The organism is Aeribacillus sp. FSL k6-2211 (assembly GCF_037966125.1).
Lineage (GTDB): Bacteria > Bacillota > Bacilli > Bacillales > Aeribacillaceae > Aeribacillus > Aeribacillus composti.
In genome coordinates this window covers 1,113,345-1,128,082 of the sequence record NZ_CP150190.1, presented here as the reverse complement: position 1 = coordinate 1,128,082, position 14,738 = coordinate 1,113,345, and the positions used below count along the sequence as shown (strand labels likewise).

Sequence of the window (14,738 nt, the reverse complement as noted above, 5' to 3'; positions counted from 1 at the left end):
TTGAATCCATTTGCGATGATCTTTATTCGATATAATCTCGCGATATTAGTTGAAAAAGAATATATAAAATGATGAGATTCATCGAAAAAATAAGTATATTTTTAAGCATTAGCATTGCATAAATATAGTTAGAATTTTCTGTTAATTATTTTTTGTGAATTTGTGCCAAAAAGACAAAACCTAAAGAAAGGTGGCACTGCCCATTTGGTAAATATATACAGTTAAACCAGAGCGACAACGACAAAAGGGAGATTATGGACTGGCTCGCCCATCAAATTTTCGCAACCAAACATAAGCTGGTTTCCACAGAGCTCTCTTTAACCAACGAGTAATTCGAAGTAGGGATTTCTTACTTTTCATCTCCAATTGAATGAGAACATGTAAGCAATACGTGATCAGGGCTAAGAAAATTTGATTTTGAATAGCTGTTTCACTCATTCCATAAAAGTGCTTAATTTCTACGTGTTGCTTGAGCCATTTGAAAAAGAGTTCAATAGCCCAGCGAGATCGGTAAATATCACTTATCTCTTCTGGTTTTAAATCAAATCGGTTGGTGATGAAACGAAGTAAGTTCCCTTTTGTGTCCATAACTTCTAGTAGACGAAAGACATTTTCAGTACGATTTTGTGTGGTACCAATGTAGACCATTTTATCGGATAGAACGTGACAATCATCAGGAAGTGAAAATGTATAGACTTCACGAATGACTGCGTTTTTCTTCAGTCTTGAAACGAAGAAATAGCCATCATCTGTCATCCGATCAAAACGTTCATAGTCCACATAACCGCGGTCAAACACATACATGGCTTCTTGATCATCCACTAGGACTTCGAGTTGATTTCGGTCATGTTCTTTTGCTGTCGTAATCACTGCTTTTTCAGGATAGACGGTGTCTTTATCCATGAAAACGAGCCGTAAGTGTAGCTTTACACCAGCTTTTGTTTTCCGGAATTTTGCCCATTTATAATGGGTCAAATTCAACGGGAGTGTACTTGAATCAATGATTTTCAGTGGCATATTCTTTCCGTTTTGATAATGGTACCGTTGAATTTTCCAAACAAGATCCAAGAACAAATTTGCAAGAATGAGTGGGTGGATCTGATTGTTTTTTCGGGATAGCTGAGAGGCACTTATCGATTCAAATCCGAGTGCTTTTTGAAGATCTTCGTCTACAAGTGCATCACTCATTTCCTCTAAGCTCTTAAATTCGAGCAGCTGGGCTACCAATAAAAGTTTAATATAGGCTTCTGTTGTCAGCTTTTTTGTGTAATAGTCCTGTTTCAATTCTTTGACTTGTTCGCTAAGTTTTTGAATATTTATGGGTGAAACCCATTTACCAAATGATGAAATTAGTGTATTCTTGTCCATAATGGTTATCCTTTACGATTGGATTTGGGCAGGAACCACCTGTACTTCCATTGTAAAGGATTTTTTTGTTTCGAAATCAATAAAAAATTGAACATTCTTAGTATTTTGAATCATCAGATTTAATTACTGCAATGCTAGTGATTTTTAAGATACTCAATAAAAATAATGTCTTTCCTTCTAAATATTTATCAGGGATCAGTTTTATATTCTCCGATTTATTTCTCCATCTTATCATTAATTTCCATTTAAGCCACTTTATTATTAACATTTCATCACCCAAAAGCCATTTTGTTATTAACGGTTCGCTTTTTCCAAATGTCATATCAAATATTCTCCATTTTATTTTATAACCAAATACTGTTACTTCACCTAAATATAACCATAAAACAGATTGTAGTATCAATAGATTTTTGAAAAATCATTTTTTTCTAAAATATACCGATAATCAATTTTTGTTTATTATCCCGCCAACTTCCCATACTAACTATATACTTACTTGTTTTAGGAGGAGGTTTTTATGGTTCAGCAGCAAAATCAGCCTAATACACTTCCGCCTCAACAGCAAAATGTGCAGCCGGGGATTGAATCGTTTATGAATCCAAGACCAATCTTTGATGATCCTTCTTATCAAGGCAGCGGAAAGCTTGCAGGAAAGACAGCGGTCATTACCGGCGGCGACAGCGGCATCGGGAGGGCGGTTGCGGTGCTGTTTGCCAAAGAAGGTGCCGATGTGGCCATCATTTACTTAAATGAGCATGAAGATGCAAAGGAAACAAAAGGGTATGTTGAACAGCTCGGGCGCAAATGTCATTTAATAGCCGGCGATCTCGGCGACGAAGCATTTTGCCAGCAAGCGGTGAAAGGAGCAAAAGATCAATTTGGAAAAGTGGATATTTTAGTAAACAACGCAGCCGAGCAGCATCCGCAGCAAGGAATTGAATTCATTACAGCAGAACAGCTTGAACGAACGTTTCGGACCAATATTTTTTCGTTCTTTTTCATGACAAAGGCTGTTCTTCCCCATATGAAGACAGGCAGCACGATCATAAATACGACATCTGTTACAGCCTATCATGGAAATGAACAGCTCATTGATTATTCGGCAACTAAAGGCGCCATTGCGTCATTTACCCGTTCGCTTGCTTTATCATTGGCCCCTAAAGGCATTCGAGTCAACGGTGTAGCGCCAGGACCCATTTGGACACCGCTCATCCCTTCTACTTTTGATCGTACAAAAGTAGCTTCTTTTGGCTCCAACACAGCGATGAAGCGGCCCGGACAGCCGATGGAAGTTGCGCCTGCTTATGTATATTTAGCAAGTGACGATTCTACTTATATGACAGGGCAAATTCTCCACGTAAACGGCGGCACGATCGTAAATGGTTAATCTGCAAAAAGGCCCCAAAATCCAATACTTTGGGGCTTTTCTATTTGTAAATAGCTCTGGCATATCTGAGAGCAATATCCACATGGCCAGATCAATATGCTAAACAAAGTCATCGATACATGTTCGCTCCTGTCAGGTGCTGATAAATGAATTCCCTGGATTGTTAATTCCTAGAAAATTCTACAGACTGCATCAATCGCTTTCAAATCCAAAGTAAAGAAGAAAATTTCGTGGCATTCAATATTTTGCTTGACGGTATGTCGTGAAAAATAAGCAAAATTTTTTACAAGCCCCTCTCTTCAGCGGCTCCTTCTATGAATTAACGGGATCTGTTTCTTGTAAAGAAATGAACCAAGTAATAAAAAGCCGTGCCTGCTACAAGTGAAAGAATTAAGCCTAACCAGGTCGCTTCCGCTACAAATTTACTTCCCTCTATTTTGATGACATATAAGGGAAGGTTCAGAATCTTCGGACTTGATTCAATGTGGGTGATGCCGGATAACCGAATAATAAAAGGGGTTATTAGAACTATTAAAGCGTACAGAAAAACTAAACTGATTCCGCCCATAAGCGCTCTAAAGAAAGTTGTCATAACATCTTCCTCATTTCTTCTATTGCTTTTACAATTTTTTTCATCAGGCCATTTGAGGACAAAAAGAGCAAATTACATAACGATGTTAAAAATAACATCTTCACAAAAAAGCTGTCAGTCATATTTATTCATACTATCGACACTGCCATTGGAGCAAATGCACAAATTTATTTCAGAATTGAAATATATTACATAAAAATACTTCAAATTGATTATTTGCCGAAGTCCAATATTTTTCATCCCCTCTTTATAATTCATTGCGATATATCCCGTCTCATGAAAAATTGGAGGCCAGACTGCTAATAGCACTTTTATCATTTGAAAACAGGCCTTCTTAAAAAAATATTTTGAGAAATCAAGTATAGAAAAATCCCGCCTGCAACATATATAAAATCAATATAATAACTTTGCGAAATGAAATAATGTAAAAAAGAATCAATGATTGCCACAATGACAAGGATTATAATTAACGCTACAGCCTTATTCCCGTCATGAATTCTCGCTATAAATCCGGCAAAGGTTGAGAGCATTGTAACGAAAAAAATAGAAAAAATTCCGGTTAATTGCGGAAGAAAATCTTGATTTAATATAAAACAATTTAAAACTACAAATAAAAAATAAATCATAAAATTTACTGCTATTGCCATGAATATTCTCGGAAAAAAATAGACGGAAGCCGGTGCATTGATCATAAATATGGAAAGATTATATTGCCTAAAATGCATCCCAATACATAAAGGCAAAACAATCATAAGTTCTTTTAAACCTAAATTCATAATAAATGAATATACAATGGCAAAGGTCATTGCATCCGAGAAAATATAAACCCCTATGGTGAGAGCATAGAGAATCGAGAACATAAGAGCCATTTCCGCAAAAAGTCGATTTCGAAAATAATAGATTGCTTCCAATACAAAATGAATAACGTAATGATTAAGCTTAAATTCCTTGCTTTTTATTTTTTTAGGATAATTACCTGTATGGCTTTGCTGAAATAAACCAAATAAATACCTTCCCGATAAATTTTTTATCCCTATCCATAATATTAAAAGAGCGACCAAACAACCGATCCAAAACAGAAAGCCGAAATTTCCTATACGCTCCGCCATATGTTTAGAAACAAAATGCAGCCCCCATATGATGGACATAAATAATAATGATTTGAAATAAAGTCCATCTTTATGTCTGCCCAGCCATTTTCCGACAATCAAAGAGGATAAAATCCAAATAAACAGGATGAACCAAAAAATAATAAACAACAAAAGAAGAACTAGAAAAATATGAAAGATATGTATTTGAATATGTTTTATATAAAAAGAAATGAGCAAAGGCAAAAATGCGAAAAAAATGAAGATGTTAAAAAAGACATATAACAAAAAATAGCTTCCCGCAACAAATTGACCCGCATTAATAGAAGTGTTTAAAAAGAAAAAGGCATACTCCTTTCTTTTTAACTTTTCTCTGGAAAATATCATAAGGAAACACGCCAATAAGATGCTGAACACCAAAATTGAATCAAAAGCGTCTGTCTTATTCAATGGAATGAAATCCAAATATTGAAATAAAATTAAGGCATATACGACATAAAGGAGAATCGCTCCTAAAACAACTGCCAATAAATGAGTCGGGTAGTTCAAAAAGATATTTTTTGCTTTTTTAACCTGTTTCGGAATCTCGATCCTCGCTATTATCTCGAACATCGGGGGCATTTAAAATCTCCTCTGCTTTCAAGTAATAATCCTTGTTTGCCTCTTCATATATTTCTTCCAAAGACATTCTGCCAAACTGCTCAAATACTTGATCCCGCGTACAATTTAATTTTACTTTTCCGTTTCGAAGCAAAATAACCTTGTCGTACAATTCTTCCCCAAAACTAAGGTGATGGGTGGACAATAAAATCCCGATGCCTTTTGTTTTTAAAAAATGAAGAGTTTTCCGCAAGATAATGACCATATCGGGATCCAGCCCGTTCGTCGGCTCGTCAAAGATGACAAATTCACTTCCTTTAAAAAGCTGTGAAACAATTTGTGTTTTTTTCTTATTGCCATGAGATAAATTGCTTATCGGTATATGCAGATACCTTTCAAGTTCAAAAATTTTTATAAGCTTTTCTAATAACTGATGGTCTACCTGATGTTTAAATGAGTTTTCGATTAAAGAGAAGTATTCTTTCGGCGTCAAATAATCGAAAAGAGCAATCTCATCTGAAATATAGGAAACATTTTTCTTCAAATAATCCACATCTTCAGAAACATTCAAATCAATCTTTTTGTTATTTACGGATAAAGTACCGACATAATCCATTAATCCAAAGAGTGATTTAATAATGGTTGTTTTCCCCGCCCCATTATGACCTAATAATAATGTGATTTGAGAAGGCATGATGGTCACTTCTATATTTTTCAGCTCAAATTCATCACCGTGTCTCTTGTGTTGAATATATAATGACAGCATTCTATATTCCCCGCTTTGCAGTTGATTGGAAACATTCAATTATGATAGATCGAAAGAGAGAAAACGGGATCATGTTTTCTATCCTTTTTTCTTCACGTAAATGCACTGTCCAGCGATCAACAATAACTGAAAATAGTTCTTTTATTTTGTATAAAGATACTTGTGCTAAAACCACTGCTTATCCCGATGAATAATGGAAAAATCTATTTTCTTTGTAAACTATAAACTTCACTTTCATTCTTTTGAATATTATAGGTTCATCACCAAAAGATGTACTTGATTTTTACGTTAAAATGTGATAGAGGTCTCTAGACGGACACGCAAAGTAAAACGCTGGATATTTCGATACCCATATCCTCGCCTTTTGATCAATTTTATTTTGTTGTTGATTCCTTCCATTGGACCATTTGAGTAAGAAAAAACGATGCAAGAAAGCACTGCGTCTCTTCGGGTGATGAGTGCCTTGGCAATACTGCGTACGGCGGCACAGTCGCTAAAAAGGTACCGGTCAAACCATTGGGTCAAACGAGTTTCGGCTTGCTTTCTTGTTTGGCTTTTGGATACGTAACGGAAATGTTGAAGTGCTTGATAGACATCACGTAAATAAGCACTTTCTTGGCACCATTGTCGAACTTCCTGTCTCTCTTCTTCTGTTAATTTTTCTGGACGTTGGCTTAACAATCGGCACACGCGGCGAACGCTTCCATGTTTGGTTCCGCCTTTGGCAAGGTATTTGCGACAACGTTCCAGTGCATCGGTGAATAACTGAATCACATGGAAGTGGTCAAGAACATGGATGGCTTTTGGACATACCTTTTCAATGGCTTTTCTCATGGCAGGAGCCAAGTCGCTGACAACATACTTCACTTTGGAGGCGACGGGTTGAAGCGCCTCCACAATGGCTTCTTCATTTTTTCCAGAAGCAATGGAAAGGACATTCCGAGTCTGTGTGTCCATCACCGCTACTCCGTAATCATGTCCCTTTCGGAAAGCGAATTCATCCACACATACTACTGTAGGATTCGATGTTGGTAAAAGAGCCGGGGCATATTGATAAAACCAGCGTTCTACTGTCGTATAGGCGAGTTGTAACAAGCGAGCGACTTCTTGAATCGTTTTTCCGATGCATAACTGGGCGACCCAATGTTGAAACGATTCCGTCGCGATACTGTGAGACGGAAGTCCCGGATAAGAAACGGTGAACGTCAGAAAACAGGCTTGGCAACGCCGTCTTTCTATGGGAAGTTCAATCCAAAATAAACCGACCGTATTTGTATAGCCATGAATCCATTGTTTTCGTTTCGATGATATTTTGGTTGTCCGTCCGAAGCAAGTCGGGCAGATCGGACAATGAGGAGGGAGGGAAAGTTCAAAAATCCATCGTTCTCCCTCTTTTCGTTCTCCATGAATAAGAAAGCCTGGTAAAGTGATCAAATCTTTGATAAACTGAGATTGCATGCGAAATTTCCTCCATGGTTGATGGTTTGGTCACCTTTACCATACAGGAAATTTCGCATTTTTTGTACCCTTGATCAGAAAACAACCTGATTGTCAAGTACATTTTGTGGTGAAGAGCCATATTATATATAATTTTCCAATTCATTGGTAATTTTACCAATACTTTTTTCTTTTTGTCAATTTTAATTTCCGATCATTTACAAACTTTATAGAAATTGTTTTTTCATAATAGATATAGAAGAAGTTTTCAAATGGTCATTTTTTAATGGAAAAAATCATAGGACGGCTGACTATTCAGGCAAGAGACCCAAAGTTTGCCGCCCGCTTCCATCAGAATCCGTGCCACCACGGACACCCCTTGCGTTAAGCTAAATGCTGCTTCTGCCTTCAGAGCTCGGGACTTTCATCCTAGAGATTACACCCATGTCGGGCGCACCAAGAACCCCCCAAAGCACATGTGCTTTGGGGGGTTCCTATTTTATTTGTAACTGTAGATGAGCAATTTTCATAACAATAATTACCATACCAAAAGAGACAAACAGGGTACCCCTTATGCCACATGGAGCTGTTTTTTGACAACATCAATGGGAATATCTTGCTTCGCTGCATGGTAAATGAACTCGACGAGACTATGCCCTTTCTTCGTTCGGAGAAGATCAAGCCCAGTAGAGAAATCCCGGTTGGACTCGACCATACTGTACACATAAGCGAGTTGCACCAAGATCCAATACCGTTTCACCGCCCGACGATGACGAACACGGTACCCATCGAGCTTCAGCTGGTCTTTCGCTTGTCGAAAAAAGCATTCGATCGACCAACGTTGGGCATAGTAGCGCAAGATCTCTTCATCGCTTAGCTCCCGGTCGGTGCTCAAGACGCAGTGAAGATGTTCGGGTGTCATCGGCTGATCGGCTTTCCAAGCCAACAACACAACGGCATCATCGAGACCTTTCAGCGATCCCTCGTAGCGATACACGCGATAACGCTCTTCTCCCACCGTGACGAGATGGGTGTCGTTCGGTTCGATATAGCGGGCAAACTGTTTGGCTTGGATGGCGATGCCTTTCGGATAGAGAATCCGGTTCGTTTTGAGCATCGCGATGACGTGAAATCCTTTTTTCAGACAGGCTTCCACGAGCGCTTGCGATGGATACCACGAATCCATCAGCACATAAACGGGACGGCGTACATCCAAAGAAGAAAGCATCTCGATCGCGAGTTCCCCCTTGCTTTTCCCAGCCGCCTTGTCGTAGAGGCGGAACGCAAAGGGAAAAGCCTGGGTCATCGTATGAACCATGAGCCAAACAAGAGAATGTCCCCAGATCGACTTTTTCTCTGTGTGAGAATAGTGCCAATCACACCCTTGAATGGCGTGCGTTGCCCGTGACGAAGGCTTGATTTTTTGGCAAATCGTATCATCGATCGAAACAAAAAGGGGTTGATTTTTCTGTTTGGCGATCCGTTCGACACGATGAAGCATCCATTGCTGGAGTTTGCCAAGCAGCGTCTCTTCATCCCAAGGGCTTTTCGTGAAAAAATGGCTGAGTGTCGTTCGATGATTGGGGTGAAAGCTCCAATGATGAAGATCGGTCAACGTTCCAGAAAAGCCTTTCGTGATCATCGCATCCACGATATGAACGAGATGCTTCATGACAGGTTTTGAAAAATAAAGTGCCAACCCCAACATCGTGAAAAACTTGTGGATTCCTTGATGATGTGCTAATCTATTCATGAGACATGAACCTCCTTGTGTGAATGGTTTGTTGGCACATCTATTCTAACCAAGGAATCGGGTTCATGTCTCCTTTTTTGTTTCGATGTAAATTTATGTTAGTGATTTTGCTCATCTACTGTTGTAAATAGCTTTGCGGTGACGAATCTTCAGCATCATTCCCATTGCTATCAGCAGCATGCCTATCAGCAGCCAGCGATACACGTACGTTGCTGTATCCGGAAGTGATGCCGAAGCTTGATTCTCACTCACCTGTTCAAATTTCGTTCCATCCGTAGTTCCATCCGTACCAGAAGGATTATTTGTGCCGCCTGATCCGCTACCGTTGTTTCCATTATGATTTTCGTTTTCAGGATGAACTTCGTTACCCGAATGATCTTGATCTTTTTCTTGGCCGCCGCTTTCGGAAGGTGTTTTATGTTCTTTGCTGCCGCCTTCGGAAGGTGTTTTATCGTCTTGACCACCTTTATCCCTGTTGTCTTTTTCTGGATCATTTCCGCCTTCTCCCGGATCAGCCGGATTTGGAATAATTTCACCTTCTTTCGTTTGGAAAGACCAAATCGATGAGCGCGTTTTACCGCCAAATTGATCTTCCGCTTCCGTGTACCAATAATACACTTGGTTTGGCTCTAAATCATGCCACATGACAGAGGCCACTTCGCCACTCGGAACGTTTTCGACTTTGCCGATCAAGCTGTCGGTATAGACGTTGACAACAAAAGAATCTGTTGCTACTTTTTTCTCTTGCGGTTGTAAATCGGTTTCAATGATAAATTCATCTTTTCCTGGATACTGTTCCGGATCGTAAAAGTTGTAGTCGTCTAAATAAGGCGAATATGTTTTTACATAAATTTGATTCGTATCTGTATTGAAGTGCAGCAAACGGATATAGCCCTGGCCGCCCTCTGGACCGCCTTGATAATCCGCAAGTATTTGATAAACTTTTCGATCAGGCGCTCCATCTCCGTTATCATCAATCTCATCGACTAATGTCTCGCTGTCATGATAATGTCCGCATAATACCGCCATCACATTTTTATTTGGTTTAACAACTTTTTCAAAAATTTGATTTCCAATCGGGCTACGGTTTCCGCTGACTAGTAAATATTCATGGAATGCTAAAATTGCTTTCCGATCGGGATACTTTTCAAGCACCGAATTCACCCAGTCCAAATCTTCATCCGAAACGCCCCAGCCCATATACACCATAATATAATCATTACCGTTCGCCGAAATTAAATCATAATGACCGCGGTTATTTTTATAAGAACCTCCATAATAGTCACGACCTGCAAACCGATTTTCGCCGAAATATTGATAATAATTGTTGTAGTTTCCGTCTTTATGGCCAACATCATGATTGCCGGCTAGAACTCCATATCTGATTCCTGCATCATCTAGCACTTTCATAGCTTGATCGGCCACTGCCCATTGATTGTGATCATCTGCTTCATCGACTAGATCACCTGTATGAAATACATACTGAATATTGAGATTATCTTTTTGATCTCGAATCCATTCGACTTGCTTTTGATAAATGTGTGGATAGCTTTCCGAATAATATTGCGTATCGCTCATCCATACAAACGTATAATCATAATCTATAGTTTGCGCGATTTGGTCTTGAACGATCACGCTCACCTTTTGGTTTTTCACATAGTCTTTCGCAATTACGCTCCCTTTCAATTGAAATCTTTCTTCACCGGCAGTTTGTGAAGCAACTTCCTTCCATTTATTTTCCATATTGTTCCAGGCATACATCGTCACTTTTCGTCCCGGCAATGAAGAACCGTTCCAAATAAGTTCTATTTCATCATTTTCATCAACTTTTTGATCAACGGTAACGTTGAAGCGATGATACGGAAACTGCTCAGTTGATGTTGTTGCAAGCGCCTCGCCATCTGCGTTTTCCAACTTCCTGCGTTCATCTTTCGAAAGAACTTTTTCGCCTTCAACTTGAAATCCAGCAGGCGGTTCTGTATCAGATGCATTTTGCAAAATATCTACATGTTCTTCATCTGATGCTTTATACTGAAAAGCTTGAAAGAAAGATACATCAAGATCGTCCATTGTCGGATCCGCCACCCTTACGGACAATTTAGCACTTAAAGCATCCTCATCTGTTTCGGAAAAATCAGGTAAGAGCGGATGTTCGTCCACTGTATAGAAAGTGACTTCGCTTTTGCCTTCATTGCCTGCCTCATCAATAGCTGTAATGACAAGTTGATGTTTGCCTGATTGAAGCTGTGCTGACGAAGCTGCAAATGGAAGATCGATATATTGATCATCTAATTTGGCAGTGATCGATCTAATTTTACTCCATTTATCTTGAATTTCAGCATCAATAACAAAAGGTCCTTTATATTTTTTTCCTTCCTCAATAGTTGGTTTAATGATTGGCATTGTGTTATCGACAATAACTGTCGATTTCACTTCATTCCCCTTTTGGTCAACTGCTTTCACTTCATGCTCGCCATCTTCTTCATTTTCGCTGTTCCATAAGTAACCGAGGGAAGTAAATTTTTCATCCGGAATATTGAACGTAAATTCGACAACCGGGCTTAATCCGGCACTGTCGCCGACGGAAATCTCCTGTTCGGGTTCTTGATACTCGCTGCTGTATAGAGCTGTGCCGTCAGATAAAACTAATCGCACATTTTTTACATAAAAATCATCTCGATTTTCTTCAGATGTTTCATCAAATGGACTGACCTTTGTGCCTGCCCTAATCGCAATTGATAAGTCTTCCCCGATTTTCAGCCTTTCCGGCGAAACCGGAACCGTAATTGTTGTATATTGATTAATGGTGTCATCGAAAATCCGCAAAATGTCATTACCGATCGTCACACCGTTTTGAAAATAAAGATTCGTTTTCCGAACATCAAAGGCAAAATAAACGTCGGATTCAATTGTACGGAATGTGTTTGTTTGTTTTGTTCCGTCAATGTATAAGGAAAGCTCCTCAGGTGTAAGATCGCCTGTTGCCTTCACAACGGTTTCTTTGGAAACAATTTGCCCGTTTTCTACGTTTAACCGCAAGCCCTGCTTCTTATTTGCACTTTCAATTTGAACCGTAAAATGAGGAGACTCTTGGATATTCGTCCCATCGCCAGCGACAAAGTAATACTCAACTATATTTTTCCCAATTAATTCAGGCGAATAAATCGTATGTTCATATAATCTCGAATTATAGTTTTCTTCTAAATTCACTTTTTTAAATGGTTCTTGTAGTTTTGTCCGGTAGTATAAAGAAACGGTTTTGACTTCGATATTATCTTTTACTTCCGCTTTGATGAAAATATTATCCGTTTCCATGGCTTTTTCAGTATTTGTTAAATTTTCAATAGTTGGCGCCATTGAATCGGCTGGAACCGTTACTTTCCCTTTCGGAGTCTGTCCGTCTTTTACCGATCCGGGTGTTGCCGCCTCCACGCCGGCACTAATTTTTTGCATTATATTGCTTCCATCTGCAGGATATTTGTATAAAATCCCTTTGTCCGCTTTTGTATCATCAACATTTACTTGATCGTTGTAATGAGCAACAGAAATTTCTTTTCCGCTGTTTGTGGCAATTACCAATGATCTCGCACTGCTGTTGGCCATCCCGTTATTATAAATTTTCACAATGTTTTTGTTCTCTTCTAACGAAACACCGTAATGTTTGTTAAAATCTTCAACAGTCAACGAGGCATTCCCTTGATTGATGATCCAAAATACAAGCGTCCCACCTGAAGGAATTTGCAGTGATTGATCATCATTAGGAGGTCCCCAAATGAGATCGGATTCTGCTCCTTCCTGTGGATAGCGATAGCGAATCTTATAATCTTTAAAGTCAATGGTTTGATTAGTATTATTATAAATTTCAATAAATTCATAACCGTCCAATCCGTTTATATTGGCGCTGTCCGGAACTACTTCAGTGATGAGAAGTTTTGGCACTTTTTGATAATCAACATTGGGAGCTTTAAGTTGAACATGGTATTCCTCGGTTTTAACCGTGTTTGTTCCATCTGATGCCTCTATGTAATATAGGAGTTCGCTTCCCCACATGCCTGCACTGGGAATCGCCGCCCTATATTCATTTTGATTTCCGTTTTCAGTCATTTGAAGGGATTTGTATGCTCCATTTTCCGTCAATTTATAAAATAATGTGACATAACGGACTTGTTTATTATCAGTGACTGTAGCTTTTACAATTAATGGCTCCTCGCTTTCCCATTCTGCTATTGGCTGATGTGTAATGACAGGAGCTTCTTTGTCATCAGGCTCTTCAATGGCGACAGGTGTCTTCGGCACTTGCCCTTCGATCAATGCACCCGGATTGGCTTTTTCACTTAAGCCAATTTTTTTCATTGCCGTCCCTTCCGTAAATTGGTAAATAATTCCTTTATCTCTTTCTACATCATCTGTTCCGTCATTATATGCTGCTGCAGATACTAATGAACCGTCCTTGGAATAAACAGCTAATGCCCGGACGCCGCTGTTAGCCATTCCTTCAAATGGCAAGGCTTGGACTTCGCTTTCTTTCAAATCCGTTCCGTAAAATTGATTAAAATCTTCCAATCTTAAAGATTGATTAGAACTATTTTTCACCCAGAGAATGAAAGTTTTTTGCGGAGCTATTACTTGATTGTCCGAAAATTGAAAAACTTGATCGGCTTTTGCTGTACCCGGATATTGATAATGAAGTTCATAATTTCGCAATTCAATCGGCTTGTTAGTATTGTTGTAAAGCTCAATAAATTCATATCCGTCAGCACTTCCGACATTTGACGTGTCTGGAGCCAGTTCGGTGATTAAGATTTTCGGAACTTTTTGATAATCCGGTTCCGCATCTTGTTGAATAGCTACTGAAAATGTTTCAGAAGAATTTATTGGAAGTCTTGTTGTTTCTGTCTCATTTTTCCCTTCAAACCAATAAGAAAAAGTATAAGACCATAAGTCGCTTTCTGGTACAGTTGCCGTAAAGGTTGTATCATTTATTTTCTCCATTTTCATGCTTTTCACAAGCATACCCGGAGCTGTACGATAAAACAATGTCAACTCTGCAAGGTCTTTTCCTTCCGCATCAATTTTAAGCGGCCGGCCTTTTTGAATGACTGCCGGTGGCTGATGAACAATTTCCAGTGGCAGTGTTACAGCTTGCTGTTCAAGTTGGGGGGTAGTTTGTGAATTTGCTTCTGGTTCTTGTTTTGAAGTTTCGGGAACTGTATCAGTATCTTGCTGTTCTGGTTTTTGCTGCTTTTGTTCACTTTCATTAACCGGAGAAGATGGATGATCCCCTCCTTTTGCAGGTTCTTTCACTTCTTCATTTGCTGCATCAGGCTGTCTTTCATCACTTTTGTCCTGTTGAACTTCGTTTTGCTGAGAGTTGTTTTCTTCAACATTTGGCTCGCTGTCATTTTGATGAAGCGGTTGTTCTTGATTTGGTTTATCCGTTGATTTCGTTTGTTCCTCCATCTGCTGCTCGGCGTCTCCTGCAACTGTTGCTGTTGCATACGTATGTATCGGTGTTAACACGGAAACAAGAACAAGCAAAACAGCGGAAGCTCCAGCCAGCATAGAGCGTCTCTTTCTTTTTCTCAAATAAAACTCCTCCCTAAAATTTTCTAACCTCAATTATTGTAATATCGAAATATTTAGTTGATTTTAATTATTTGTAAATTTTTGTCTAATTTTCGTTCAGTTTAAAATAGAAAAATAGGAGAATTTCCATGATATAATTCTAGAAAAGTATATTTGAAAGG

Annotated in this window: 9 protein-coding genes; 1 reads left to right on the top strand and 8 read right to left on the bottom strand. The window is 39.0% G+C overall.

All coding sequences use genetic code 11. The annotated features are described in order from the left end of the window. Window positions 1-252: 252 nt before the first annotated feature. Together NSU19_RS05570 and NSU19_RS05565 are read right to left on the bottom strand one after the other, a co-directional pair. Complete coding sequence (locus tag NSU19_RS05570; RefSeq protein WP_094245572.1) at window positions 253-1,368, bottom strand: IS4 family transposase; 1,116 nt, start codon at window positions 1,366-1,368, stop codon at window positions 253-255. Window positions 1,369-1,465: 97 nt separating this feature from the next. Continuing rightward, window positions 1,466-1,690 (bottom strand): hypothetical protein, encoded by a 225-nt coding sequence (locus tag NSU19_RS05565; protein WP_339199117.1) that lies wholly within the window; start codon window positions 1,688-1,690, stop codon window positions 1,466-1,468. A 195-nt stretch (window positions 1,691-1,885) separates the two neighbouring features. Here NSU19_RS05565 and NSU19_RS05560 point away from each other — a divergent pair, with 195 nt between their 5' ends. Beyond that, window positions 1,886-2,755: an SDR family oxidoreductase gene (locus NSU19_RS05560; RefSeq protein WP_066248403.1), complete on the top strand. Its 870-nt coding sequence runs from the start codon at window positions 1,886-1,888 to the stop codon at window positions 2,753-2,755. Between the two features lie 319 nt (window positions 2,756-3,074). Here the strand turns inward: NSU19_RS05560 and NSU19_RS05555 are convergent, their stop codons facing one another. From NSU19_RS05555 to NSU19_RS05530, 6 genes are all read right to left on the bottom strand, one after another. Next, window positions 3,075-3,347, bottom strand: coding sequence for a hypothetical protein (locus NSU19_RS05555; protein WP_130158587.1), 273 nt, complete (start codon window positions 3,345-3,347; stop codon window positions 3,075-3,077). A gap of 314 nt (window positions 3,348-3,661) precedes the next feature. Then, window positions 3,662-5,056, bottom strand: a complete 1,395-nt coding sequence (locus NSU19_RS05550) for a hypothetical protein (RefSeq protein ID WP_339199114.1) — start codon at window positions 5,054-5,056, stop codon at window positions 3,662-3,664. Next, window positions 5,004-5,801 carry an ABC transporter ATP-binding protein gene (locus tag NSU19_RS05545; RefSeq protein WP_066248413.1) on the bottom strand — a complete coding sequence of 266 codons (798 nt, stop codon included), beginning with the start codon at window positions 5,799-5,801 and terminating at the stop codon, window positions 5,004-5,006. Before NSU19_RS05545 ends, NSU19_RS05550 begins: the two co-directional genes overlap by 53 nt. Window positions 5,802-6,089: 288 nt before the next feature. After that, window positions 6,090-7,259, bottom strand: a complete 1,170-nt coding sequence (locus NSU19_RS05540) for an ISL3 family transposase (RefSeq protein WP_021292746.1) — start codon at window positions 7,257-7,259, stop codon at window positions 6,090-6,092. Between the two features lie 550 nt (window positions 7,260-7,809). Continuing rightward, the gene (locus NSU19_RS05535) at window positions 7,810-8,991 is read right to left on the bottom strand and encodes an IS701 family transposase (protein WP_339197155.1); all 1,182 of its coding nucleotides are present in this window, start codon (window positions 8,989-8,991) and stop codon (window positions 7,810-7,812) included. 111 nt (window positions 8,992-9,102) lie between these two features. Continuing rightward, window positions 9,103-14,577, bottom strand: a complete 5,475-nt coding sequence (locus NSU19_RS05530; protein WP_339199112.1) for a lamin tail domain-containing protein — start codon at window positions 14,575-14,577, stop codon at window positions 9,103-9,105. Window positions 14,578-14,738: the final 161 nt, after the last annotated feature.